The following is a 25,351-nucleotide window of genomic DNA, read 5'->3' on the forward strand; positions in this document are numbered from 1 at the left end:
ATATTTTTGTACTTTTGTGCCTCCTAATGAATGGATCATGGAAAAAGATTACTTCTCACATATTTTACCAAACGGTTTGCGTATCGTACATCTTCCTTCTGCATCCCCGGTGTCGTATTGCGGGTTTGCCGTGAATGCCGGGACACGGGATGAGGAAATGGATGAATTTGGCTTGGCTCACTTTGTCGAACACATGATATTCAAGGGGACGGAAAAGCGTAAGTCCTGGCATATCCTGAATCGGATGGAGAATGTGGGAGGGGAGCTGAACGCCTATACCACAAAGGAGGAGACTTTCGTCTATTCTATTTTTATGGAAGAGCATTTCCGGAGAGCTTTCGAACTGCTGTCCGACCTGGTGTTCCATTCGCAGTTCCCGGAGCAGGAGATCGAGAAGGAGGTGGATGTGATCCTGGACGAAATCAATTCATACGAGGACAGCCCTTCGGAACTGATCTTCGATGAATTCGAGAATTTGCTGTTCGACGGACATGCGTTGGGACATAACATCTTGGGAGACGAGCAGTCGCTGCTCGGTTTCGGCAGCGAGTCCGGCAAGTCGTTTATGAGGCGGTTCTATGCCCCCGAAAACATGGTGTTCTTCTCGATGGGCCGGATTCCGTTCAAGAAGATCGTGCAGATGGCGGAAAGCACCCTGTCGGATATCGCTTTCCCGTTGGCGGCACGTAACCGGACGGCACCCGGCGAGCTCCTTCCCGTCAGCCGCCAGATACACAAGGATACCCATCAGGCGCATGTGCTGATCGGGGGACGGGCATACAGCATGCACGATGAGAAACGCCTGCCGTTGTTCTTGCTGAATAACCTCTTGGGAGGACCGGGCATGAACAACCGTTTGAATGTCTCTCTCCGGGAAAAGAACGGGCTTGTCTATAACGTCGAATCGAACGTGACTTCTTATACCGATACGGGGCTGGCAAGCATCTACTTCGGGACTGATCCGAAGAACAAGGAGAAGGCGATCAGGCTTGTTTACAAGGAACTGGCGAAGCTGCGTGAGGTGAAGCTGACCGCAACCCAGTTGGCGGCGGCCAAGAAGCAGGTGATCGGACAATTGGGCGTCTCCGGCGATAATCGGGAAGGCCTGTTTTTGGGGCTGGGTAAGAGCTTTCTCCATTATAACCGCTACGACACCCTGCCGGAAGTCTTCGCCAAGGTGGAGAAGCTGACCGCCGGAGAGATACGAGAGGTCGCCAACGAGATCTTTGCACCTGAACGGTTGTTCAGTCTGATCTACCAATAAGAAGCGCTTACCAGCATTCCGCCTTGTCCTTCAGTTCCGGCAGCTTGTTCTTGTCGAACACAGGGTTCTTGATCCCGCTACGTTTTTGAGCAATGTAATCGTGCAGCAGCAGGAAGGCCTGTTTGCTCAGCAACGAGATGGCGAACAGGTTGCAGATCGTCATGAAAGCCATCGTGATATCCGCCAGGCTCCAGGCGAGTTCCAGACTTGCTAGCGCCCCGAACATCACCATACCGCCGACCGCCAGACGGTAGATATAGAGCACACTTTTTTTCGGTGTGATGAAACGAATGTTCGCTTCCCCGTAATAGTAGTTCCCGATAATGCTGCTGAAAGCGAACAGGAAGATCGCTACGGCAACGAATATCCCTCCGGCTTTTCCCACTTCGAGCGTCAGGGCATGCTGTGTCAGTTGTACCCCGTTTACCGAACCGTCCAACGGCGCCCCGCTGAACAGGATGATAAAAGCCGTGCAGGTACAGATCAGCAGGGTGTCGGTGAAAACACCCAGAGTCTGGATCAATCCCTGTTTGACCGGATGTGTGACGGATGCCGTGGCCGCTACGTTCGGAGCCGATCCCATACCTGCCTCGTTGCTGAACAGGCCGCGCTTGATCCCTTGCATCAGAGCGGCGCCGATCGTACCGCCTGCCGCCTGTTCCCATCCGAAAGCGCTGCTTACGATCAGTTTGATGACGGCCGGCAGTTCCGTGATATTGAACAGTACGATCCCCGAGGCGAGCGCCACGTATCCCAATGCCATTACGGGGACGATCACGCTGCTGACTTTGGCTATTCGCTGGATTCCTCCGAAGATAATGGTAAGTGTCAGTACGGTCAGTACCGCACCTACGATCCTCGGATCGAAACCGAACGAGCCTTGCATGGCGGCGCAAATCGTGTTGCTTTGTACCGAGTTGAACGCGAAACCGAAGGTGACGGAGATCAAGATGGCGAACAGTATGCCCATCCAGTTCAGTCCCAATCCGTATCGCATATAGTAGGCAGGCCCCCCGATGAAGGATTCTTTTCCTTTCCGTTTGTAAAGCTGTGCGAGTGTAGATTCGACGAAAGCGCTGGCCGAACCTAACAGGGCGATGGTCCACATCCAGAACACTGCTCCCGGACCTCCTACGGCTATGGCTGTGGCTACTCCCGCCAGGTTGCCTGTCCCGACACGGCTGGCAAGCGATACAGCGAATGCCTGGAAGGATGAGATGTGCTTTTCACCTTCATGGGCTTTGTTGGTGGAGTCACCGAGCACACGTATCATCTCCCGGAACATACGGAACTGGACGAAACGGGTTTTGAAAGTGAACCGGAAGGCGCATCCTAACAGCATGATAATTAAAACATACGACCATAGGAGGTCGTTAATCCCGCTGATCCAGTTGTTCAGTATTTCCATTTGGCAGTTTATCGTCTTGATAATTACGTGAATATTGAGATGCAAACCTAAAGAAAATATTCTGTATGGACAAGAATATTAAATTTTGCACACACAAATAAATATTTTCGTATCTTTGAAAGATTATTAACTAAGGTGTGAAATTATGAAGGCAATAGAACCGAGTCTGGTCAAAGACAATTTTATAGAGATCATCGGAAAAGAGTGGATGCTGGTAAGCGCCGGCGACAAGGACAAGTTCAACATGATGACGGCGAGTTGGGGGGGCGTAGGCTTCCTGTGGAACAAGCCGGTAGTGTTCGTCTTTATCCGTCCGGAACGTTATACCCGCGAGTTTGTCGATGCGAAGGGAGCTTTCACGCTGTCCTTTTTAGGAGAAGAGCATAAGACTGCCCATAAGATTTGCGGGGCGAAATCGGGACGGGATATCGACAAGGTGGCAGCGACAGGTTTGACGCCTTATTTTACCGATCTGGGTAATCCTTGTTTCGAGGAATCGCGCCTGACGCTCGAATGCAAAACCCTTTACGTGACTAAGATGGATAAGGATCATTTTGTTGATCCTGCCTTATACGAGAAATGGTACAGCGCAATGGCAGGGAATCCGCATAACGTCTATGTGGCGGAAATCTTAAATGCTTGGGAGAGATGATCTCCCGTTCGTATGGATATCCGGATTGATTAGTTTGATTTGCTTCAGATAAACCATGGTTCTCTATTTTCAATTAAATTGTCTTTCTCTTGTCATATCTTTGCAATATGTATGCTTTTCCTTTGCCCGCGGAAAATAAAAAGAGTATACTTATAGACACAATAAATAACACTGCTTCGTTTTTTATAATAACTGATTTACGTGTTTAGGCTTTATGTCTCAGGGATGAGGGGTAAAGCTTGTTTTTGTGTGTTGCATTTGGCACTTGTCATGCTTCGATGAGCGACAGGAGGACACCTGTGTCAAAAAGTTGGACGGTTGGGCGTCAAAAAATTGGACGGTTGGCGGGAGGTGTTTTTGAAATGCTTTTGATAGTCTGAATGTTACATTTCTGGCACGTCGTTTGCTTTCTTTCTGTCATGATGAATGCACAGATAACGATCAAACGAGGTTTGTCTCTTTTTCTTCTCGTCTTCCTGGCTTCGCCGGGAAACCTGCGGGCGCAGTCCGGCTGGACGGTGGACGACTGCATGCGCTATGCCGTCGAACAGAACTACCGCGTGCGGAACAGTCGCCTGGATACACGGATTGCCGGGGAAGACCTTACCGCCGCCTATGGTGATTTCCTGCCCTCAGTAAGTGCTACCGGCGCATTGGGCAAACGTTTGGGGCGTTCGGTGGACCCGAAAACGAACCTCTATACTTCCTCTTCCTTTTTAGAGAGCACGATGGGGCTGAATGTCTCGCTTCCGGTGTTCGACGGCTTTACGCGCGTCAACCGGTTGCAGTTCCGCAAACTGAACAAGCAGATCGGCGGCCTCACGGAGCAGATCGAGGAGAACCGGATTGCCTTCGAGGTGATGGATGCTTTCTATCGCCTCTGCTTCGATAAGAAGATGTACGAGCTTGCTGTCGAGCAGCGGAAGTTGAGCGAACGCTATCACGAGCAGATGCTCGAATATGTGGATCTTGGCATGCGTTCCCCTTCTGATTTGCAGGAGGTGAAGGCGCGCCTGCAATCTGATATTTACCAGGAGACGGTGAAGGCGAACGGTTGCCGCCTCTCGCTGCTTGCCTTGAAGGAACTGCTGAATATGCGGGATACCGATACGCTGGCGATCTCTCCCGACGGGGAGGGCGAATTTCCCGTGCTTCCTGTACTGGAATCCAACGAGATCTATGCCGCCTCCGAAACATCCCTGCCGGAATTCCGGGCTATGGAACTGAGGGAGAAAGCTTCCCGCAAGTCACTGGCAATAGCGTCCGGGGCTTTTTCTCCTTCCATCAGTGCGGAATTCAGCCTCTATTCCGGTTACTACGACACGGAACGGGATGACCTGGGCGAGATCATCCCGATCAAAGACCAGTTGAAGAATAACATGAACAAATATATCGGCGTGAGCGTCTCGCTGCCTCTGTTCAGCGGACTTTCCCGCCTGACAGATGTCCGGAAGGAACGTTTCCGCCTGCAAAGGATACGGAACGAGAACGAGCAGCAACGCCTCAGTCTCTACAAGGAAATAGACGACGCCTGCCTTTCACTCCGGGCTGCCGCCGAGGAACACCGTCAGGCGGTCGAACAACTCCGCACTTCCACCGTCACGCTGAAAGAGAGCGAGGAGAAATGGGAGGAGGGGATGATCTCCGTGTTCGAACTGATGGAGAAGCGGAACCTCTATATACTGGCCAAGGCAGAACTGTCGCGCACCCGTTTGCAGTATGAGTTGAAAAGCCGCACGGTAGACTTCTACCGCACAGGCTCATTTTTAGGAACCGAATAAATACAACAAGAATGGCAATCAATAGCATGGACACCCGTATTGAGCGGAAGTCCCGGTTTAAGAAGAAACACATCTATTCCTTGATAGGAATTGCCGTCGGGCTGCTTTGCCTGCTTTGGCTTCTTTTTCGTGATACTTCCTCTTCCCTGAAAGTGGAGAAAGAACGCATTACGATCGCTACCGTGCAGAAAGGAGAGTTCAACGACTACATCCGGGTTATCGGGCAGGTACTGCCGGATCGTATCATCTATCTTGACGCCATCGAGGGTGGGCGCGTCGAAGAACGCCTGATCGAGGAAGGGGCGCAGGTGCGGGCGGGCGACGTGATCCTCCGCCTCAGTAACCCGCTCCTGAACATCGGCATCCTGCAAAGCGAAGCCGACTTGGCCTATCAGGAAAACGAACTTCGCAACACCCGTCTCAGCATGGAGCAGGAACATCTCCGGCTGAAACAGGACCGCATCGGCCTGAGTAAGGAATTGGTGCAGAAGGAACGCCGTTTCAGGCAATACGAACGCCTGTATAAGAAGAACCTGCTGGCCCGCGAAGATTACTTGCAGGCTGAGGAAGATTACGAGGCCGCCCTCGGACAGTTGGCCGTTGTGGACGAACGGATCAAGCAGGACGACCTGTTCCGCAGTAGCCAGCTACAGAGCCTGGACGAGAACATCCGGAATATGAAGAAGAGTCTCTCCCTGGTTCGCGAGCGACTGGAAAACCTGAAGGTGAAGGCGCCCGTCGACGGGCAGTTAGGAAACCTGGAGGCCCAGATCGGCCAGTCCATCGCCCAGGGCGAACGTATCGGCCAGGTGATCACGCCCGAACTGAAGGTGGAAGCCAAGATCGACGAGCACTACGTGGAACGTGTCATGCCCGGACTCCCTGCGAGCTTCGAACGGGAAGGAAAGAAATACGATATGGAGGTGACGAAAGTCTATCCCGAAGTGCGGGAAGGACAGTTTCGCACCGACCTACATTTTGTCTCCGGCCGGCCGGAAAACATCCGTGCCGGGCAAACCTACCACCTGAACCTGCAACTGGGCGATCCCGTGCAGACGGTGATTGTTCCACGTGGAAGCTTCTACCAGGCAAGCGGCGGCGAGTATATGTATGTGGTGGATGAAGAAGAGAAGACGGCTCGCCGCCGCCCTGTCCGTATCGGCCGCCAGAACCCGCAGTATTACGAGGTCGTGGAAGGGTTGCAACCGGGAGAGAAGGTGATTATTTCCGGATATGACTTGTTTGGTGAGAATGAACGATTAATTTTACGCTGATGGAATATTGGTCTCAAGTAATCAAAAGCCAACGGGCGCGGAAGTCTCTTTCCGCCCTGAATGTATTCGGTCTTTCCGTTTGTGTTGGCGCGGCGCTGCTGATTATGCTCTATGTACGGTTCGAATTGAGTTTCGATTCGTTCCACGACGGGGATCGCATCTACCGTGTGGAGAGCCGTCTTTATGAAGGGGCAACCTTGACGGATAATTGGGCGACGACTTCTTTCGGGCATGCTCCCGCCATGTATCGCGAGATTCCGGGCATAGAGCAGTATGTACGTGTGACGGCACAAGATCGCGGACAAGAGGTGACGTTCGGTGATCGGCAGTTTATCGAAGAACAGTACTGTTATACCGAACCGGCTTTTTTCGATCTCTTCAATTTCCCGATCCTCAAGGGGGAGAAGGGTGGACAGTTGGTCCGTCCGAATACGATGGTGATTACCGAAAGTGCTGCACGTCGTTATTTTGCCGGTGGTGATCCTATCGGCAAAGTGCTGACTTTCCGTACATCTTCGTCCGAACAGCATTTCGAGGTGACGGGCGTGATTGCCGATATGCCTTATAATTCGCATCTGCATTATGACTTCCTGTTGTCTTATTCGACTATTCCGGAGGCAAGGCGCGATATTTGGTATATCCACGGTGTCTATACGTATGTCCGGCTTGAACCGGGAAAGAAACCGGGCGATATTGAAGTGGCTTTCCATTCCATCTCTGAAAAATATAAGACGGCGGCATTGAAACATAAGGACTGGAGGGTCGAACTGGTTCGTTTGCGGGATATTCATCTGACTCCCCGTAAGTCTTATGAGAAAGAGGCGAAAGGTAGTCGTATGGCTGTACGTATCCTTTCGGTGATGGTAGTCGCCCTTTTACTGATCGGCTGGGTGAACGCGCTGAACCTGACGGTTGCCCGTTATCTGGAACGTGGCAGGGAGTTTGGTATTCGCAAGGCGTTCGGGGCTTCCCGCCGGCAGGTGATCCTGCAAGGATTGCTGGAAGCAGGGTTGTTGAACTTGTCGGCTTTGATCTTGGCTCTCGGATGGGTCGAGGTACTGTTGCCTTTTGTCTGCCGTTGGGTAGGATTGGATTTTGCTGCCGGCGCGTTCCGTTTGCCGGAATTCTGGAGTATGGCGGCAGCGTGTTTTATAGGGGGAACTTTGTTTACCGGACTGTATCCTTCATTCCTGCTGACACGCATCCGTCCAGCGGATATCATGCGAGGGAAATTACTGCATGGCCGTAAGGGAAACCGGATGCGGAAGATGTTGATTGTGGCTCAGTTTCTTGCTTCTTTCGTTCTGGTTTCCGGTACGTTGGTGGTGATCGGACAGGTTCGTTATATGCAGCTGGAGACTTCTTCCGCTTCTTCGAACCGGGTACTGGTGGTGAAATATCCGGCTTTTACCGATGATATGTCCGTCAAAATGGAGAGTTTCAAGAAACGGTTGGGACAGATACCTTATGTTGTCCGTGTCTCTATTTCCGGTGCTGTGCCGGGCGTTGAGGTGGCGAACTACTTTACCAATCGTCCTTACGGCAGCGATCCATCCGAAGTGAAGCTGATACAGATGTTTGCTGTCGATTATGATTATCTGGCGCTTTATTCGCCGGAAATGCTTTGTGGACGTGGTTTCTCGGAAGCATACGGCAATGAACGGAATAAGGTCGTCCTGAACGAAGAGGCGGTGCGTCTGCTTGGTTATCCTTCTCCGGAAGAGGCGTTAGGAAAGCAGTTGGAGATGGAAGTGCTGGAAGATCCACTCGAAGTTGTCGGGGTTGTGAAAAATTATCATCAGCAGTCGCTTGCGGAACCGTATAAGCCGATCCTCTTTTTCCTGAAAGAACGGGTCCCGTTTATTGCGACTCCTTATATATCCGTCAAGATGGATGGTCCGGTTAATTCTGACTGCTTGGCTGAAGTGGAACAAATGTACCGGACTTATTTTCCGTCCGCCCTTTTTTCTTATTTCTATCTCGATGATTATCAGGATAGCTTGTATAAGTCGGATCGCAATTTCGGTTGGATTTTTGCCAGTGCGTCATTATTGGCAGTCTTTGTGGCCTGCTTGGGATTATGGGTCGTGACGTTTTTTTCTACTCTGGCACGAGTGAAAGAGGTTGGGATACGGAAGGTTTTGGGAGCCGGTAAAATAAGTCTTTTTGTTGTTTTGACACGTGAATTGCTACTTCTTACGGTGCTGGCCACTGTATTGGGACTTCCTGTTTCTGTGGTTTTGATGAACGGATGGCTGGAGAGTTATGCTTTTCATATCGTGTTGCCTTGGTGGGTGTACGGAGTCGCATTTGTGTTGTTGATGTGTGTCGCTTTCTTGACGGTAGTCAGACAGGTGTGGCGTGTGGTTCGGTTGAAGCCGATGCGTATTCTCAGGAACGAATGATTTAAATGAATATAATATGATTAAAACAGAGAATCTGTCTATGGTCTTCACCACCGAGGAGGTGCAGACGAAAGCATTGAACGAGGTGAACATCGAGGTCAAACAGGGTGAGTTTGTGGCCATTATGGGGCCTTCTGGCTGTGGCAAGTCGACCTTATTGAATATCTTGGGAACGCTTGATTCGCCGACTTCCGGCAAATATTTCTTTAACGGCAAGGAGATAGACAAGATGGGAGAGAGCCAGTTGACGGCTTTCCGTAAAGGGAATATCGGTTTCGTATTCCAGAGTTTCAACCTGATAGACGAGCTGACAGTCTTCGAGAACGTGGAACTGCCGTTGGTTTATCTTGGCTGCCGGAAGTCCGAACGCAAGCGGAAGGTGATGGAAGTCCTCGACCGGATGAATATCGCCCATCGTGCCGGACATTTTCCGCAGCAGCTATCCGGCGGACAACAGCAACGTGTGGCGATAGCGCGCGCCGTGGTGACGGATTGTCCGCTGATCCTTGCCGACGAACCGACGGGAAACCTGGATTCGACAAACGGGGCGGAGGTGATGGAATTACTTCGAGAACTGAACGGGCAGGGGACGACGATCGTCATGGTCACGCACTCGGAACGGGATGCCAGCTTCGCACGCCGGATTATCCATCTTTTGGACGGCCGGGTCGTTTCCTGAATATTCATCTTTGAAAATCTTCATCATAATGATAGTAACAAACTATTGGAACTGTGCGTGGCGCAGCCTTACTAAAAAGAAAGGTTTCAGTGTCGTCAATATAGTCGGTCTGGCGATCGGCATGGCGGCAGCCTTGCTGATCCTGACCTATGTGGCTTTCGAATACAGCTACGACGATATGCACAGCCGGCAGGATCGTATCTTCAGGGTTGAAGCCCGGTTTTATGAGAACGGGGAGCTGACGGATGATTGGGCCAGTTCGTCTGCCGGCTATGCTACGGCTATGAAGCAAAACATGAGTGCTGTCGAGGATTATACACGTGTCGGAAGCCAGTATTATCCGGAGCAGGTCGTGAAATACAACGAACTGCTATGTCGGGAGACAGGTATAGGCTATGCGGAAGCTAACTTTTTCGATTTCTTTGACTTCAAACTCTTGAAGGGAAATAAAGAAAGTTGTCTGGACGGACCGAACAAGGTAGTTATCACCGAACGTATTGCCCGGAAATATTTCAAGGGAGCGGACCCGATCGGGAAAATCCTGATCTTCCGAAGCAATATAGGAGAGGAAGCTTGCGAAGTGACGGGTATAATGGAAGATATGCCGATCAATACGCATATTCGCTATAATCTGCTGATCTCCTACAAGACGCTCCCGAAGTGGATGGATGAATATTGGTATCGCCACGAAGTCTATTCGTATGTCTTGCTGAAGTCGGCGAACCTGAAAACGCAGGTGGAAGAGGATTTCCCAGTAATGGCGGAGAAGTATAAGACGGAAGAGGCATTGAAGAATAAAACTTGGGCGATCCAGTTGACGAACCTCCGCGATATCCATCTGAATCCGCAGAAAGCTTATGAGCCGGAGGTGAAGGGGAATCGTTCTTCTATCTGGGTGTTGATCTGTACGGCACTTGCTATCCTTTGTATTGCTTGGATCAATTATATCAATATGACGGTAGCCCGTTCGATGGAACGAGCCAAAGAGATCGGTATACGTCGGACTTCGGGGGCAAGCCGGAGGCAGGTTATTTCACAGTTCCTTTTCGAATCGTTGGTGACGAACAGTATTGCTTTTATCCTGGCTATCGGGCTGATGGAGGCGTTGATGCCTTCTTTCAATAACCTGACGGGACGGGATCTGAGTTTTTCCGTCTGGTTTACGACTTCACTGGGGTGGTATCTGTTGCTGATCTTTGCTGCCGGTGTGTTTCTGTCCGGCTTTTACCCGGCGACGGTTTTGTCCGGCATCAAGCCGATCCGGATGTTGAAAGGAAAGTTTACCCATACGCATGGGGCGACGGTCACCCGCAAGGTTTTGGTGGTGTTGCAATACACGGCTTCTCTGGTGTTGCTTTGCGGGACGTTGATCGTGTACGCGCAACTTCAATATATGCGGAATGCTTCTTTGGGGGTACGGGTGGACCAGACGCTGGTTCTTAAGTTCCCGGCGCAATGCGAGGAACTGGCTATGAAGTTGGAAGCATTTAAGAAAGAGGTGGCGTTATTGCCCTCCGTCAGGGCGGTGACGGTTTCTGGTGCAGTTCCCGGAACGGAGGTAACCGACTTCCTGTCCATCGTCCGCGAAAGTGATGTGACGAAGCAGACGCGCCTGTTGGAGATGTTGAACTGCGATGAGTTTTTTCTGGAAGCTTATGATCTGAAGTTCGTTTCCGGCCGTGGTTTTTCCGAAGATTACGGGGGAGATGTTTATAAGATCGTCCTGAACGAATCGGCTGTCCGTACGTTGGGATTCGAATCGTCCGATGCCGCTTTGGGGCAACGCTTGTCTGTCGAAACCGTCGATCAGCCGATGCAGATTATCGGGGTCGTGAAGGATTATCATCAACAATCGCTTAACAAAGATTTTACGCCGATCTTGTTTGCCCTGCATGAGAAATTGAGTTGGATGAAACAACGTTATATCTCTGTCGTTATGGAGAACGGTAACCCGCGTGATCTCGTGAAACAGGTCGAAGGAGTGTGGGAACGTTATTTCCCGGATTCCAGCTATGATTATTTCTTTCTCGACCAGTTTTTTGACCAGCAATACCGACAGGATGAAGTGTTCGGGCTGATTGTGGCACTTTTTGCGATATTGGCGATCTTTATCTCTTGTATGGGATTGGCTGTTCTGGTTATGTTTTCTTGTTCGACTCGTATCCGGGAGATGGGAATCCGGAAGGTTCTGGGAGCTTCCCGGAGGCAGCTTTTCTTTGAATTGGGGCGAGAGTTCTTCCTGTTGATTGCTATTGCTGTTGTCATCGCCCTTCCGCTTTCGGGCTGGATCATGGGGGATTGGCTGAATCATTATTCGTTCCGCACGGACTGGAAAGCGTGGTTCTTCCTTGTTCCGGTCGTTTTATTGTGTGTGATCTCCTTGCTGACCATCGGTTGGCAAACCGCCAAAACCATCTTTAGCAAACCGGCCCGGTCTTTGCGTTACGAATAAAATACAAATGTACGCTATTTGCTCATCTGACGGCGATAGCGTACATTTAATTTATTATTATATCAAGGACAATTGCATCAAAGTAGCTTTACTTTGGGGCCGTGGACAAAATCTGCAGCGGTTGTTCGATAGGTTTAGATAAATCATTCTATTGGGGCAAACGGCAGTTCCGTATCTTTTCTGTAGCCTGTTCCGTTGAAGGTGGCGATCAGGTCGCCGGTTTCATTGGTGATCCGCACTTCACAGTTGGCGAGCCGCTTGTGGCTGAATGCTTCACGAGCTTCGGCATAAAGGAACCCTTTGCTTTCGGCTTTGAAGAAGTTAATACTGGATGTAATAGAAAGTGTCAGGCGTGCATGACTGTTTGTTGCTGCTGCAAAAGTCAGATCAGCTAAAGTGAAGATAGCGCCGCCTTGGCATACGCCACCGCCGTTGAGGTGTTCCGGCTTTATTTCCATACGGGCTTTGGCATAACCGTTGCCCGTTTCCAAAAGTTCGACACCAGCCAATAAGGCGAACTTGTCGCCTTGAAGAAATTCGTTTATTGTCATGATTATAAAAAATAATGTGCCAATGATAAGAATGAGTGAAGCAGTAAATCATCATTTATGCTTCCTTTCTGTCAAATATCGAACGCTCGTCTTACTTGCTTAACTTCCATTCGGCTCCGTCTTTCGTATCTTTGATATCGAAGCCGATGGCTGTCAGTTCGTTTCGGATCTTGTCCGATGTAGCCCAGTCTTTATTGGCTTTTGCCTGTTGGCGGATGGTCAGCAGCAAATCCATTGCTTTGCCGAATGCCTCGTTGTTGTTGCTTCCGCCCGAAGTTGCTTCATCTTTTATTCCGAGAATATCGAAAACGAAGGTATGGAATACATCCTGTAGCTCTTTCAGGTCTTCGGCCGAGATCGTAGCCTTGCCATCCTTTACGGAGTTGATCGCGCGGGCTGCGTCAAATAGATGGGCGATTACAATCGGCGAGTTCAGGTCGTCGTTCATCGCATCGTAGCATTTGCGGCGCAAATCCTTCACATCTACAGTTGAAACGTCGGAGGCTTTCAGCTTCATCAAATGATTATAAGCGTCCATCAGACGTTCCAACCCCTTTTCAGCTGCTTGCAGGGCTTCGTTGCTGAAGTCTACCGTGCTGCGGTAGTGAGCTTGGAGGATGAAGAAGCGGATGGTCATAGGCGAATATGCCTGGCTCAGCACCTTGTTGTCACCAGTAAAAAATTCCTCCAGCGTGATGAAGTTGCCCAATGACTTGCCCATCTTCTGCCCGTTAATGGTAATCATATTGTTGTGCATCCAGTAGTGAACCATATCTTCTCCCTGTGAAGCAACAGCCTGTGCAATCTCGCATTCGTGATGTGGGAAGATCAGATCCATGCCGCCACCGTGGATATCGAAATGTTCGCCCAGATACTTTTTACCCATAGCCGTACATTCGCAGTGCCATCCGGGGAAACCGTCGCTCCACGGAGAAGGCCAACGCATGATATGCTCCGGTTGTGCGCATTTCCAGAGAGCGAAGTCGATCGGATTACGTTTTTCATCCTGTCCGTCCAGTGCGCGGGTAGTATTCAGCATATCGTCGATGTTGCGTCCGGAAAGAACACCGTAATTATGATCCTTGTTGTATTTCTCCACGTCGAAGTAAACGGAACCTTCGCTTTCGTAAGCATATCCGTTATCCAGTATTTTCTTTACCAGTTCGATCTGCTCGATGATATGGCCGGACGCATGTGGTTCGATGCTGGGCGGTAGAACGTTGAGCGCTTCCATAGCGTGATGGTAACGGTTCAGGTAATACTGCACCACTTCCATCGGCTCGAGTTGTTCGAGACGGGCCTTCTTGGCAATCTTGTCTTCACCATCGTCAGCATCATGTTCCAGGTGGCCGACATCTGTTATGTTGCGTACATAGCGTACCTTGTATCCTATATGAGTCAGATAACGGAACAGCAGGTCGAAAGTGATAGCCGGCCGTGCGTGGCCCAGGTGGGCGTCACCGTAAACCGTAGGACCGCAAACGTACATACCCACATGCGGTTCGTGCAGCGGGATGAACTGTTCCTTTTTTCTTGTGAGTGTGTTATAAATGCTTATTGGATGTTCCATATCTATTTATATTTAAGAGGGGCAAACTTACAATAAAATCGGATAATTTTGAGTAAGTTTGCCCCTAAATAATTGAAAATATAATCAACGAAAGATGTAAGCCATGAAACTAAACTCTGTTTTGACACTTTTATTTATCGCTTTGTTTACGGCATGTAAAGGCGGCGCGTATGATCTGTCCGGATATGGTCTGAAACCGGATACCGGGGAAAATGCTTCTCCGTTGATTGCGAAAGCTCTTCAAGAGATTGCGGCGGAAGTGAACTCCGATACGGTCCGGATACTGTTGCCGAAGGGACGTTATGATTTCTATCCCGAAGGTGCTTCCAAACGTGAATACTTCATTTCCAACCATGACCAGGATAATCCGAAACTGGTGGGACTGGCTTTTGAAAATATGAAGAATGTGATATTTGACGGACAAGGTTCCGAACTGGTTTTCCATGGGCGGATGCTTCCGGTTTCTTTGGTCGGTTCGGAGAACTGTACATTGAAGAACTTTAGTATCGATTTTGCGAATCCACATATCAGCCAAGTGAAAGTGTTGGAGAACGACACGGTCGGAGGCTTGATCACCTACGAGGTCGCTCCCTGGGTGGAGTACGAAATACGCGATAGCAACTTTGTCGCTAAAGGGGAAGGTTGGGAACATGCCCCTGCCTGGGGCATCGCTTTTGAAGGAGATACAAAGCGACTGGTCTATGCTACCAGCGATATTAGTGTGGGTAGCAAGCATGTCGCAGAGATTGCTTCCCGCAAGATTCTTGCGCCTTGGAAGAACAAGAAACTGATACCGGGAACGGTCGTTGTGTTCCGTGGATACGGTCGTCCGACTCCGGGTGTATTTATGTATCATGATACGAATACGACACTCGAAAATATACAGGTTCATTATGCTGAAGGAATGGGGCTGCTGGCCCAGATGAGTGAAAATATCACGTTGGATAAATTCTCGGTCTGCCTGCGTGGCAAGGATGATCCACGTTATTTCACGACACAGGCCGATGCGACTCATTTCTCCGGCTGTAAGGGATTGATCCGTTCGGTCGGTGGTCTGTATGAAGGTATGATGGATGATGCCATCAATGTGCATGGAACCTATCTGAAGGTGCAAAAGCGAATAGACGACAAGACGTTGGTCGGCGAATATATGCACGGGCAGTCCTACGGTTTCGAATGGGGGCGTCCGGGCGATGCCGTCCAGTTCATCGAGTCCAAAACGATGGAGGTTTTAGGTGAACAGAACAAGGTGGCTGCGATTGAAGCAGCCGACAAGCCTGACGGCCATGGTGCAAAACAGTTCCGCATTACGTTTGAGAAACCTGTCGATCCCGCCATTAGCGAGGTCGGTACTTATGGTATCGAGAATCTGGAATGGACGCCGGAGGTTTATTTTGCCGATAATGTGATCCGTAATAACCGTGCCCGTGGTTCCCTGTTTAGCACTCCGAAGAAGACTGTGGTCGAGAAGAACGTTTTTGATCACACATCCGGTACGGCAATCCTACTGTGCGGCGACTGCAACGGGTGGTTCGAGACGGGTGCCTGCCATGACGTACAGATCCGGAATAACAAGTTTATCAATGCTTTGACAAATCAGTTCCAATTTACGAACGCCGTTATTTCTATATATCCGGAGATACCTGATTTGAAAAGTCAGAAGAGATATTTTCACAGCGGAATCGTGATCGAGGACAACGAATTCGAAACCTTTGATATGCCGATCCTGTATGCAAAATCTGTGGACGGCCTAGTCTTCCGCAATAATGTGATTAGACAAAATCATGATTATCCGGCTTTCCATTGGAACAACCATCGTTTCTTCTTCCAGCGCGTTGTTAATGTCGAGATCAAGGATAACCGGTTCGACGGAGGGTTTGATGAGGAGAAAGATATAAGGTCTGAGGAATAAAAACGTATAGGCAAGATTAAAAAAGGATTAAGGGGTGTGTAAGATACGGATATATTGATTTCAATGTAATTTGTATCTGACACACTCCTTTTCAATTATACTCAATGATCCGTCCAATCTCCACTTTCCTTTATCAACTGGACTAATCGTTCTACAGCTTCTTCTTCGGGGATATTTTTCAGGACGCATTCTTTACCTTTATATAGGCTGATCCGGTTCTTTCCGGCGCCGACATAGCCATAATCAGCATCTGCCATTTCGCCGGGACCGTTCACGATACACCCCATGATACCTATTTTCAAGCCTTTCAGATGAGAAGTGGCTTTCTTGATACGGGCGATTGTTGTTTGCAAGTCGTATAAGGTACGTCCGCAACTTGGGCAGGAGATATATTCCGTCTTGCTGATGCGGGTACGGGTTGCTTGCAGGATGCCGAACATACAACTGTCCGTTACCATCGTTTCGCTCCCTTCGTTGTGCAGCATGATCCCGTCGCCGAAGCCATCTAACAGCAAAGTTCCGAAGTCGATGGCCGCTTTCAGTTGCAACGCTTCAATATCTGTCTCTCTATAGTCGCGATGCAGGATGACCGGCACATCACAACCGGCTGCCAGCAAGTGATGCATGGCGGCACGTTCGGCGGCGATACCGTTCCGGTGATGTGTGCTCAGGATGACAATTACGGACTTATCCTGCTTCAGCACTTCGATCACGCGGTCGGTCAGATCTCGGTAGGTAAGGCGGATAAATTTCAAGGGAACGGAATAGTCTTTTAACTCGTCTATTTCCGATGCGATAAAAAAAGGATAGGCGTTCGGACGTTCTTTCCAGAAGTGGGCGTCTACCAAAAGACGAAAGTTGTCCGGCAGGTTCTCCGGATCTTCCTTGCCTATGTATATATAGTCCGGCTGTGACGCATGATCAAACTCAAAATCACCGTTGCTACGGTCAGAAATGACAACCGGCGGGAAATTTCCCCCGATTCTTTCCGTCACCCGGCTGTGACGACGATCGGCTGTAACCGGATCATAACCGGGGGCAGGTGAGGTCTCTACAGGTTCATGTCCTTCGCGTTCGAGTATGTAGTCAACCAACTTACGGGCAACAGGGATTTCTGCCTCCGGATCTTCGCTCAAAGAGACGCGGATCGTGTCGCCGATGCCATCGGACAATAGGGCCCCGATTCCGACAGCGCTTTTGATGCGTCCATCTTCGCCATCGCCAGCTTCCGTCACACCGAGATGCAACGGGTAGTACATATCTTCGGCTTCCATTGTTCGGACTAATAGGCGGACGGTTTTCACCATTACAACCGTGTTCGAGGCTTTAATGGAGATTACGACGTCGGGAAAATTCTCATCCCGGCAAATACGCAGGAATTCCATGCATGAGGCAACCATGCCTTCTGGAGTGTCGCCGTACCGGCTCATAATTCGGTCGGACAGCGAACCGTGGTTTACGCCAATACGAATGGCGGTTCCGTGTGCTTTGCAGATGTTAAGGAATGGTATGAAGCGGTCGCGTATCTTCTGTAACTCTGCGGCATATTCCTCGTCGGTGTATTCCTGCAGATCGAACGTCTTTACCTTGTCCACATAATTTCCGGGGTTGATACGTACTTTTTCCACCTCTTCGGCAGCAGCATCGGCCGCGCGTGGGTTAAAATGGATGTCGGCGACTAACGGAGTCGTATATCCGGCTTCGCTAAGTTGTTTACGGATTACACCTAAATTACGGGCTTCACGTTCTCCTTGGGCGGTGAAACGTACATATTCTGCACCGGCTTCGATCATTCGGATCGCCTGGCAGACAGCCGCATCAGTATCCATTGTGGAGACGTTTGCCATCGACTGGATGCGAATCGGATTATCGCCCCCTAACGGAGTATTTCCTATGTTGACAATAGACGATTTGCGACGACGATAGTTAAAAAAATCTTCCATCTTTTTTAGTTGAAAGGTGAAAGTTGAAAGGTGAGAGTTGAAAGGTGAGAGTCAACAAGGGAGGCAAGCGGTATCGAATACTTTGCATTTTTGTTGACTTTCAACTCTCACCTTTCAACTAATTCATTTTATATTTGAAAGAAACCTTAGCCAGTTCTTCATTCGCTTTTACGATTTTCTTTTTAAGGTCTTCCTTATAAGCGGCAAGCTTATCCTGGAGTTGTTCGTCTCCGACGGCGAGCATTTGGACTGCCAGTATACCGGCATTCAAAGCACCGTTGATACCGACGGTGGCAACCGGGATTCCCGGAGGCATCTGTACGATGGCTAGCAAGGCATCCATACCGTCGAGCGTTGAATTGATAGGCACTCCAATCACAGGGACTGTTGTCATTGAAGCGATCACTCCACACAGATGGGCAGCCATGCCGGCAGCCGCAATAATCACTTTGATACCGCGCCCTTTGGCTCCTTTGGCGAATGCTTCCACTTCGGCTGGTGTACGATGGGCAGACAGGGCATGCATTTCGAATGGAATCTCCATTTCGTCAAGCAGTTTGGCCGCTTTTTCCATTACGGGCAGATCCGAAGTACTGCCCATGATAATACTGACTACAGGTGTCATTTCGCAATCATTTGTTCGTATTCGGCGGCAGACATCAGTTCATCCAGTTCAGAGGGATCTGAAACAGATATCTTGATTAACCATCCGTTGCCATATACATCTTCATTCACCAGTTCAGGTTTGTCATCCAACTCGGCATTCGCTTCGATCACTTCACCACTTACCGGCATGAATAGGTCTGAAACGGTCTTTACTGCTTCGATTGTACCAAAAACTTCTTCTTTGGCAACAACTTCGCCTTCTGTCGTGATGTCAACGAAAACGATTTCACCCAGTTCGCCCTGAGCATAATCTGTAATACCAACGTAAGCGACATCGCCATCTACACGGATCCATTCGTGATCCTTTGTGTACTTTAAATCTGCAGGGAAATTCATAATTTTAGTGTTTTTATTAGATGAATAAATAGATATAACTCAAGAATGAGGCTACAAAGGTACATATAAATCCGAGACAAAACCCGGCATATACCTGCATAGGAGTATGTCTTTTCAGAAAGATACGCGAAGTACCGACCAATCCTGCTATTAGGATTACGATGATAAAGGCCCAGTAAGGGTTTATCAAATGGATCCGGGCTACTCCCATAATACCACCTAGCAATCCACCTGTCCCGATCGCATGGGCACTGATCTTCCAGAAAAAATTGATGAGTAGTGCCAGGATTAACGCCACGCAGGCGCCCAGTAACAGGGAGATGAACCAGAACGGCAGCATCATTTTATACATATAGAAAGCGCAGACCATGATTGATGTGATAAAGATCAGATACGGAACCACGCGTTCATGTCTGTCCGATAGCTCCATATCGACCGCCGCCCCGTTTTTTACCATCATAAAGATAAATGCTCCGGGGATAACCGCCGTAGACAGGAACGCTCCGCCTGCGAGCAATAGTTTCATTGCTGGCGGATAAATTGCCAGATATGTGAAGGTGAGAGCCAGCACAACTCCATACGTCACCATCAGCAACGGATGGAACATGCCGGATATGATATTTGAAAATAACCTCATAGCGCTTCAAATTTATATTTCTTTTCTGAGACGTGCAACCGGAATACCCAATTGTTCGCGGTATTTGGCTACCGTACGGCGTGCGATGATATATCCTTTTTCTTTTAGGATGGAGGCCAGTTCTTCATCGGTAAGCGGTTTGCGCTTGTCTTCGCCGTCGATATGTTCTTTCATGATCTTTTTCACCTCTCGGGTGGAAATTTCTTCACCGCTGTCGGTTTGCATCGATTCGGAGAAGAAGTATTTGAGCGGATAAATACCGAAATTTGTCTGTACGTACTTGCTGTTGCTCACACGTGAGATCGTCGATATGTCATATCCGGCCCGTTCCGCTACATCTTTAAGGATCATAGGCCGTAAAGTCGCTTCATCACCGGTGAGGAAAAAGTCGCGCTGCAAAAGGATGATTGTTTCCATCGTGCGCTGCAAAGTCTCTTGACGCTGCTTGATGGCATCGATGAACCATTGGGCGGAATCGAGTTTCTGCTTCACAAACTGAACGGCCTCCTTCATCTGGGTCGTCTGGTTCGCTTTGTTGCCGGCATAATCCTGAAACATTTCCGCATATTCACGGTTGATGCGCATGTCGGGAATTCCCCGGTTGTTCATGCTTAGGATCAGTTCGCCGTTGACTGCTTCCACCACAAAATCGGGAATGATCTGGCTCAAAGCTGTTTCCATAGAACCGCCCCAACTGGCGCAGGGTTTAGGATCGAGGGTTGTGATTTCACGGATAGCCCTTTTTAGGGCGGTTTCGTCGATATCCAGTCCTTTTATGATCTTGTCGTAATGCTTGCGGGTGAACTCTTCAAAAAAATCGGTTAACATCAAGGTGGCCAACCTCGTCTCAGATGTTTTTTCCCGGCGGGCCAACTGGAGCAGAAGGCATTCCTGAAGATTACGGGCACCGACTCCTGCCGGATCAAAGTCCTGTATGATTGCAAGAACTGTCTCTATTTCTTTTTCCGTCACATCCTGTCCCGCCTGAAACACCAAGTCATCGGCTATGGCGGATAGGTCACGGCGTAGATAACCGTCATCATCTATATTTCCGATGATATATTCAGCGATCTTCACCTGCTTCTCCGGCAGATCCCGCAGTCCGAGTTGTTGGAGCAAATATTCGTTCAAGGATTCGCTGACCGAGAAAGGAACGTCCTCTTTCTTTTCCGCCCGCTCGTTCAGTTCACGAAGTTTGTAATCGGGTATGTCGTCCTCACTCATGTAGTCACCGAGTGAAAGGTCGGTATCTGTCTCGCTTCCTCCTTCCATCTCGTTAGCTGCCAACTCCTCACCACCTTCGTCAGTACGGTCAAAGTCATCCGCAATTTCCTTTCCTTCTTCCAAAGCGGGATTGTCTTCCAGTTCATGCTTTATGCGTTCTTCCAGCTCTATGGCGGGGAGTTCCAGAAGCCGGATCAACTGAATCTGCTGCGGAGAGAGTTTTTGCTGTAACTTTTGTTGTAACTGTTGCTTCAACATAATCAAATTCAATAATGAAAGGACAATCACCAGACCGTCCAATGTTAGAACATGCAAATATAACTTTTTACACGGAATGATCTCGACATTCAAAATATAATAGTTCTAAAGGAGGATAGATTAAATTATTATTATTGCCGAAAAGTATTAAAAATCAAAACTATTTTCTACTTTTGCGATCAGATAAAGAATCTTATATGACTCTTAAAGCATCACTATACGATCAGTTGACCCGGGAAGAATTAATACGATTACTGGAAGCCAGAGATAATGAACCTGACAATGCCGAGATTTATATATCTTCGGAAACGCCGACAATCAAACGTATTATTTCTGAAGTTTTGGCGATCCTTTTCAACGAAGAAAACAAGCCTATCGAAAAAGCAATGAATTTGTTACTGGACTATTTCAATGCTGATTGGGGCTATGTTGCCATCTTTGAAGAAGACGGTTTTTCGGCCAATTTCACATGTGAAGTAATGAGTTCGTGGGTAAAGATCCCTAAGGATGATCGGAATAAGTTGACATGCGATACAATCCCGTGGATTATTGACACTGTTAAAGCCGGACACGATATCGTGCTGGGAGATATTGCCGGCCTACCTGCCGAAGCGGATATCGACAAAATCCTGTTGACTAAACAACAGCTGAAGTCCATGCTGATCGTCCCGCTTACCTTCCATAATAAAGTACAGGGGTTCATCGGTTTCGATTCGATCCGGACGAGCCGTTTCTGGACTGCTTCGGAAGTGGAAGACATGCATATCATTGCTGGTATTTTCTCCATAATAATCGAACGCTGGCAAACCAATTACAACCTGGAGGAATCGAGAAAACGTATCTCCAAGCTGAGTACAAAGTTTCAGCAGTTTTTCAATAATCTGCCGATCGGGGTGGAATTATATGATGCAGAAGGTTATCTGATCGATATAAACGATGCCGACACTAGAATCTTTGGCAGTTCCCGGGAATACTTATTGGGAGTCAACCTGTTCAAGAATCCGGCTGTCCCAGAGAGAATCCTTAATCAGATCAAGAAGAAGAAGGCATTCAGTTTTCCACTTGCATACGATTTCAATTGTATCCGGGATGCCCGTTACTATAATTCCAGCATTTCTGATGAAACCAAATATCTGATGGTGAAAGGAATTGGGTTGAACGACCGGGAGTTCGGTCATATCGGCTATTTGCTGATTATCTCCGACGAGACAGAAAAACGGGTCAAAGAGGAGCAGACGCAAAACAATTTGGCGATCCTAAAAGCAGTTCTCTTGTCCGGTCATTCCCTTATTGTCGAATATGATATCGGAAAGAAAGAATTGTTTGTCAATCCACTCCTGAACGAAACACCGGAAGATAACAAGCTCTTCAACTACTTGAGAAGTAATAAGTACATGACGATTGGAGGTGTACAGCAGATTGTTCGTTCGGCCGATAATGTCAACCTGCTTTTCCAGGTGATAGAAGGGAAGCAGGATCATTGCAGCTTCGAATGTCGTACCGCTATTGAAAACGAAACGATCTGGATCCGCATCAATGCGCAGGCTTATAAGACGAAAGGAAGCAAGCGGCAGAACAAAATGATCTGCCACATTACTAACATCACGGAAGAAAAACTGTTGGAAGAGAAACTGCACCATGCGGAATATGAAACCCGGCAGTCGGAACTGGAGATACAGAAGGTGCGTGAGGCGGACAAACTGAAATCAGCCTTCCTTGCCAATATGAGCCATGAGATTCGGACGCCGCTCAACGCCATAATCGGATTTTCCAATATCCTTGCCGAGACTGACGATAAAGAAGAAAAAGAAGAATTTGTCAAAATAATCAATAAGAATAGCGATTTGCTCCTTCATTTGATTACTGATATACTTGATTTTTCCAAAATAGAATCGGGCGTTTTGGATTACTCGCTTTCCGATACCAGCCTGAAAGATATCTTCCATGAACAGTTTCAGGTACATGCGATGAAAATGCCTGAAAAGGTTTCTTTGATCTGTGACTTCGATGCTCTGCCGGACATCTTCGTTCATACCGATCCGAAACGAGTCACGCAGGTGCTTTCGAATTTGATCTCGAACGCGGTCAAATTTACAGAGGTGGGAAGCATCAGGTTTTCCTACCGTATCGTAGAAAAATATGTATTGGTGGAAGTAATCGATACAGGTATCGGAATATCACCCCAGCACCAACAGGCAATCTTCGACCGTTTCGTGAAAGTCAACTCATTTAAGCAAGGAACCGGTTTGGGCTTGACAATCTGCAAAACCATCATCGAAGCTCTCAATGGGACAATCGGTGTCGATTCGAGGCCGGGAGAAGGTGCGCGGTTCTGGTTTACGCTCCCTTACAACGGATAGCTTCCTGCGTTTCTCGTAGGACGGAAAGGAGGTGCAACCCTAATCCGGCATGGAAAGCAGGGTTCAACCCTTTCGCTTCGCCGAAAAAGAGCATGGCCAGGGTAATATTGCAAACCGGTTCCAGGTTGTAACTATGAATGCGGACACCTGTTTCCCACCTATGAAAATTTATTTTCCCGCAAGAGAAAATAAATTTTCATAGGTGGGAAACAGTATTTTCATAGGTATGTAACTTTTATTCCTCCCAACGAAAGCATTCCGTTGTTGCAGATCAATATCGGAAACTGCCGCCTCCGAGGAACTCACGCAAAAGGGAAGTACCCGGAAGCCCGACATCGGGGATGTAATTAAAGTAACGGAGGAAACGGAGCAAACGGTACGCCTCGGCATTCTCCGGATCGCATTCGCGCACTTCGCCCAAGATCGGTTCGGCTTCCTTGCGCAGGGCGGCCAGTTCATATAACATGGCGCTGTTGAACATCGCATCCGCATTCTCCTGATACGGGAATATCCATTTGTCCTCACCTCGGCGTACGCTGGGCCAGCGTGCGATCGTGTCACGGGCGGAATATCCGCGGAACCGGTAATCGCGGATGATGCGGCGTAAGAGACGGTTGTCCGTTGTCGGAATCCAGTTATGGTTGTCCAACGAGATGGAAGTCAGCACGGATACATAGATCCGGTATTTATAGCAGTCTTCGATCATGGAAGTCAGTTCGGGGTTCAGGGCGTGAATGCCTTCTATCACCAGGACGGAGTTTTTCTGCATCTTCAGTTTCTTTCCTTTGAAAACGCGGCGACCTGTCTCGAAATTAAAGCTCGGCACTTCGATCTCTTCACCTGAAAGGAGTTTCTGCAATTCGCTGTTGAAATAAGGCAGGTCGAGCGCATACAACGATTCGAAGTCATATTCGCCGGATTCGTCCTTCGGCGTATCTTCACGGTTCAGGAAATAATCGTCCAATGAAAGTCCGACCGGATGGATCAGGTTTGTAATCAACTGAACCTGCAACCGTTTGCAGAAAGTCGTTTTCCCCGAAGAAGACGGTCCGGAAATCAACACGATGCGGACGCCGTTATCGTAGCGGGCGGCAATCTCCTCTGCGATCTTGGCTACCTGCTTTTCCTGCATGGCTTCGGAGACCATGACGACCTCGGATGTCATGCCTTTCTCTATCGCCCGGTTCAGGTCGCCGACGTTGTCCAATCCGACCGTGCGTTGCAGGGTCAGATGCTCCTTATAAACCTGAAACATTTTATCTTGGCGGATGACCGGTTCCAATTCCGTCGGATTCGTCCTTTGAGGCACACGCAACAACACGCCGTCGAAATAGGGAACCAGGTCAAAAACCTGGATGTAGCCGGTGGAAGGAGTCAGGCAGCCATAGAAATAATTGATGTAGCCATCCAATTCGTAATAAGACGTATAAGGCATACCGGCGCTTTCGATCAGACGGGCTTTGTCGTTCATGCCCCTTTCACGGAACAAGACTGCGGCATCGATCGTGCGAATCGTTTTCAAATGGAAAGGAAGGTCTGCGTCGATGATTTCACGCATCCGTTTCTTGATCTTGCCGATCGTCTCCTCGTCTATGTCTTTACCGTTGTGAATAACGCAATAATAGCCTTTCGAGATGGGATGCTCCAGGTTCAGAGTCGCTGAAGGGAGCACGTCGTTCACTGCTTTCGAGAAAATATGACAGAGGGAACGGACATATGTCCGCATTCCCGAAAGTTGCGTATAGTCGACATATTCAACATCTTTCGGATGCCAACAACGGAAGGTAAGCCCCTCTGTTTTATTATTTACCTGTGCATTCATCGGTCGTAACCGGAGGGGAGCACCAACCAGTGAATAGATGTCCAACAGCGAAGAACCAATGGGAACTTCTTTGTAAGTATTGTTATTTTTGCAATAAATTGTAATAGTTTCAGACATGGTATCTCAGTTATTATTTATATTTTTGTCCCCTAAAGTT

The 25,351-nt window shown here is 48.8% G+C and carries 18 protein-coding genes; 9 read left to right on the forward strand and 9 right to left on the reverse strand.

Going from position 1 to position 25,351, the window contains the following annotated elements; translation table 11 throughout:
* Nucleotides 1–37 precede the first annotated feature (37 nt).
* Nucleotides 38–1,264: a pitrilysin family protein gene (locus tag KTG12_RS12680; protein WP_155144175.1), complete on the forward strand. Its 1,227-nt coding sequence runs from the start codon at nt 38–40 to the stop codon at nt 1,262–1,264.
* Between the two features lie 7 nt (nt 1,265–1,271).
* Here KTG12_RS12680 and KTG12_RS12685 read toward each other — a convergent pair whose 3' ends face one another.
* Entirely contained in the window at nt 1,272–2,672 is a 1,401-nt protein-coding gene (locus tag KTG12_RS12685; RefSeq protein WP_155144173.1) for a sodium:alanine symporter family protein, read from the reverse strand.
* A 145-nt stretch (nt 2,673–2,817) separates the two neighbouring features.
* Here KTG12_RS12685 and KTG12_RS12690 point away from each other — a divergent pair, with 145 nt between their 5' ends.
* The 6 genes from KTG12_RS12690 (at nt 2,818) to KTG12_RS12715 (ending at nt 11,915) form a co-directional block, all read left to right on the forward strand.
* Nucleotides 2,818–3,324 (forward strand): flavin reductase family protein, encoded by a 507-nt coding sequence (locus KTG12_RS12690; RefSeq protein ID WP_005633574.1) that lies wholly within the window; start codon nt 2,818–2,820, stop codon nt 3,322–3,324.
* A gap of 419 nt (nt 3,325–3,743) precedes the next feature.
* The gene (locus tag KTG12_RS12695) at nt 3,744–5,105 is read left to right on the forward strand and encodes a TolC family protein (RefSeq protein ID WP_022322845.1); all 1,362 of its coding nucleotides are present in this window, start codon (nt 3,744–3,746) and stop codon (nt 5,103–5,105) included.
* A 26-nt stretch (nt 5,106–5,131) separates the two neighbouring features.
* Nucleotides 5,132–6,379: an efflux RND transporter periplasmic adaptor subunit gene (locus tag KTG12_RS12700; protein ID WP_173022559.1), complete on the forward strand. Its 1,248-nt coding sequence runs from the start codon at nt 5,132–5,134 to the stop codon at nt 6,377–6,379.
* Nucleotides 6,379–8,784 carry an ABC transporter permease gene (locus KTG12_RS12705; protein WP_155144170.1) on the forward strand — a complete coding sequence of 802 codons (2,406 nt, stop codon included), beginning with the start codon at nt 6,379–6,381 and terminating at the stop codon, nt 8,782–8,784. Before KTG12_RS12700 ends, KTG12_RS12705 begins: the two co-directional genes overlap by 1 nt.
* Nucleotides 8,785–8,800: 16 nt before the next feature.
* Nucleotides 8,801–9,463 carry an ABC transporter ATP-binding protein gene (locus KTG12_RS12710; RefSeq protein WP_138272558.1) on the forward strand — a complete coding sequence of 221 codons (663 nt, stop codon included), beginning with the start codon at nt 8,801–8,803 and terminating at the stop codon, nt 9,461–9,463.
* A 28-nt stretch (nt 9,464–9,491) separates the two neighbouring features.
* Entirely contained in the window at nt 9,492–11,915 is a 2,424-nt protein-coding gene (locus tag KTG12_RS12715; protein ID WP_022322849.1) for an ABC transporter permease, read from the forward strand.
* Between the two features lie 143 nt (nt 11,916–12,058).
* On the opposite strand, the gene KTG12_RS12720 is transcribed toward KTG12_RS12715, so the two are convergent.
* Nucleotides 12,059–12,466 carry a PaaI family thioesterase gene (locus tag KTG12_RS12720; RefSeq protein ID WP_022322850.1) on the reverse strand — a complete coding sequence of 136 codons (408 nt, stop codon included), beginning with the start codon at nt 12,464–12,466 and terminating at the stop codon, nt 12,059–12,061.
* A gap of 91 nt (nt 12,467–12,557) precedes the next feature.
* Nucleotides 12,558–14,036 carry a cysteine--tRNA ligase gene (gene cysS / locus KTG12_RS12725; RefSeq protein WP_022322851.1) on the reverse strand — a complete coding sequence of 493 codons (1,479 nt, stop codon included), beginning with the start codon at nt 14,034–14,036 and terminating at the stop codon, nt 12,558–12,560.
* 103 nt (nt 14,037–14,139) lie between these two features.
* On the opposite strand from cysS, the gene KTG12_RS12730 reads away from it, so the two are divergent.
* Complete coding sequence (locus KTG12_RS12730; protein WP_022322852.1) at nt 14,140–15,948, forward strand: right-handed parallel beta-helix repeat-containing protein; 1,809 nt, start codon at nt 14,140–14,142, stop codon at nt 15,946–15,948.
* 101 nt (nt 15,949–16,049) lie between these two features.
* Here the strand turns inward: KTG12_RS12730 and KTG12_RS12735 are convergent, their stop codons facing one another.
* From KTG12_RS12735 to rpoN, 5 genes are all read right to left on the reverse strand, one after another.
* The gene (locus tag KTG12_RS12735) at nt 16,050–17,891 is read right to left on the reverse strand and encodes a 4-hydroxy-3-methylbut-2-en-1-yl diphosphate synthase (protein WP_022322853.1); all 1,842 of its coding nucleotides are present in this window, start codon (nt 17,889–17,891) and stop codon (nt 16,050–16,052) included.
* Nucleotides 17,892–18,009: 118 nt separating this feature from the next.
* A complete protein-coding gene (gene purE / locus KTG12_RS12740; RefSeq protein ID WP_005633555.1) occupies nt 18,010–18,516 on the reverse strand; it encodes a 5-(carboxyamino)imidazole ribonucleotide mutase in 507 nt (168 codons plus the stop codon).
* Complete coding sequence (gcvH, locus tag KTG12_RS12745) at nt 18,513–18,893, reverse strand: glycine cleavage system protein GcvH (RefSeq protein ID WP_005633553.1); 381 nt, start codon at nt 18,891–18,893, stop codon at nt 18,513–18,515. Before gcvH ends, purE begins: the two co-directional genes overlap by 4 nt.
* Nucleotides 18,894–18,909: 16 nt before the next feature.
* On the reverse strand, nt 18,910–19,530 hold the full coding sequence (locus KTG12_RS12750) for a phosphatase PAP2 family protein (protein ID WP_022322855.1): 621 nt from the start codon (nt 19,528–19,530) through the stop codon (nt 18,910–18,912).
* Between the two features lie 12 nt (nt 19,531–19,542).
* Complete coding sequence (rpoN, locus tag KTG12_RS12755; RefSeq protein WP_138272557.1) at nt 19,543–21,012, reverse strand: RNA polymerase factor sigma-54; 1,470 nt, start codon at nt 21,010–21,012, stop codon at nt 19,543–19,545.
* 197 nt (nt 21,013–21,209) lie between these two features.
* On the opposite strand from rpoN, the gene KTG12_RS12760 reads away from it, so the two are divergent.
* Complete coding sequence (locus tag KTG12_RS12760; RefSeq protein ID WP_155144168.1) at nt 21,210–23,372, forward strand: ATP-binding protein; 2,163 nt, start codon at nt 21,210–21,212, stop codon at nt 23,370–23,372.
* A 271-nt stretch (nt 23,373–23,643) separates the two neighbouring features.
* Here KTG12_RS12760 and KTG12_RS12765 read toward each other — a convergent pair whose 3' ends face one another.
* On the reverse strand, nt 23,644–25,311 hold the full coding sequence (locus KTG12_RS12765) for a nucleoside kinase (protein ID WP_046451707.1): 1,668 nt from the start codon (nt 25,309–25,311) through the stop codon (nt 23,644–23,646).
* Between the last annotated feature and the right edge of the window lie 40 nt (nt 25,312–25,351).

The sequence above is a fragment of the Parabacteroides sp. MSK.9.14 genome (genome assembly GCF_019041495.1).
Classification (GTDB): Bacteria; Bacteroidota; Bacteroidia; order Bacteroidales; family Tannerellaceae; genus Parabacteroides; species Parabacteroides merdae.

Coding starts and splice junctions, on each gene's coding strand:
- KTG12_RS12715 (WP_022322849.1), top strand. CDS start 9,492: ATGATAGTAACAAACTATTGGAACTGTGCGTGGCGCAGCCTTACTAAA.
- KTG12_RS12765 (WP_046451707.1), bottom strand. CDS start 25,311: ATGTCTGAAACTATTACAATTTATTGCAAAAATAACAATACTTACAAA.
- KTG12_RS12750 (WP_022322855.1), bottom strand. CDS start 19,530: ATGAGGTTATTTTCAAATATCATATCCGGCATGTTCCATCCGTTGCTG.
- KTG12_RS12695 (WP_022322845.1), top strand. CDS start 3,744: ATGATGAATGCACAGATAACGATCAAACGAGGTTTGTCTCTTTTTCTT.
- KTG12_RS12700 (WP_173022559.1), top strand. CDS start 5,132: ATGGACACCCGTATTGAGCGGAAGTCCCGGTTTAAGAAGAAACACATC.
- KTG12_RS12735 (WP_022322853.1), bottom strand. CDS start 17,891: ATGGAAGATTTTTTTAACTATCGTCGTCGCAAATCGTCTATTGTCAAC.
- purE (WP_005633555.1), bottom strand. CDS start 18,516: ATGACACCTGTAGTCAGTATTATCATGGGCAGTACTTCGGATCTGCCC.
- KTG12_RS12730 (WP_022322852.1), top strand. CDS start 14,140: ATGAAACTAAACTCTGTTTTGACACTTTTATTTATCGCTTTGTTTACG.
- KTG12_RS12710 (WP_138272558.1), top strand. CDS start 8,801: ATGATTAAAACAGAGAATCTGTCTATGGTCTTCACCACCGAGGAGGTG.
- KTG12_RS12705 (WP_155144170.1), top strand. CDS start 6,379: ATGGAATATTGGTCTCAAGTAATCAAAAGCCAACGGGCGCGGAAGTCT.
- gcvH (WP_005633553.1), bottom strand. CDS start 18,893: ATGAATTTCCCTGCAGATTTAAAGTACACAAAGGATCACGAATGGATC.
- KTG12_RS12680 (WP_155144175.1), top strand. CDS start 38: ATGGAAAAAGATTACTTCTCACATATTTTACCAAACGGTTTGCGTATC.
- rpoN (WP_138272557.1), bottom strand. CDS start 21,012: ATGTTGAAGCAACAGTTACAACAAAAGTTACAGCAAAAACTCTCTCCG.
- cysS (WP_022322851.1), bottom strand. CDS start 14,036: ATGGAACATCCAATAAGCATTTATAACACACTCACAAGAAAAAAGGAA.
- KTG12_RS12690 (WP_005633574.1), top strand. CDS start 2,818: ATGAAGGCAATAGAACCGAGTCTGGTCAAAGACAATTTTATAGAGATC.
- KTG12_RS12760 (WP_155144168.1), top strand. CDS start 21,210: ATGACTCTTAAAGCATCACTATACGATCAGTTGACCCGGGAAGAATTA.
- KTG12_RS12685 (WP_155144173.1), bottom strand. CDS start 2,672: ATGGAAATACTGAACAACTGGATCAGCGGGATTAACGACCTCCTATGG.
- KTG12_RS12720 (WP_022322850.1), bottom strand. CDS start 12,466: ATGACAATAAACGAATTTCTTCAAGGCGACAAGTTCGCCTTATTGGCT.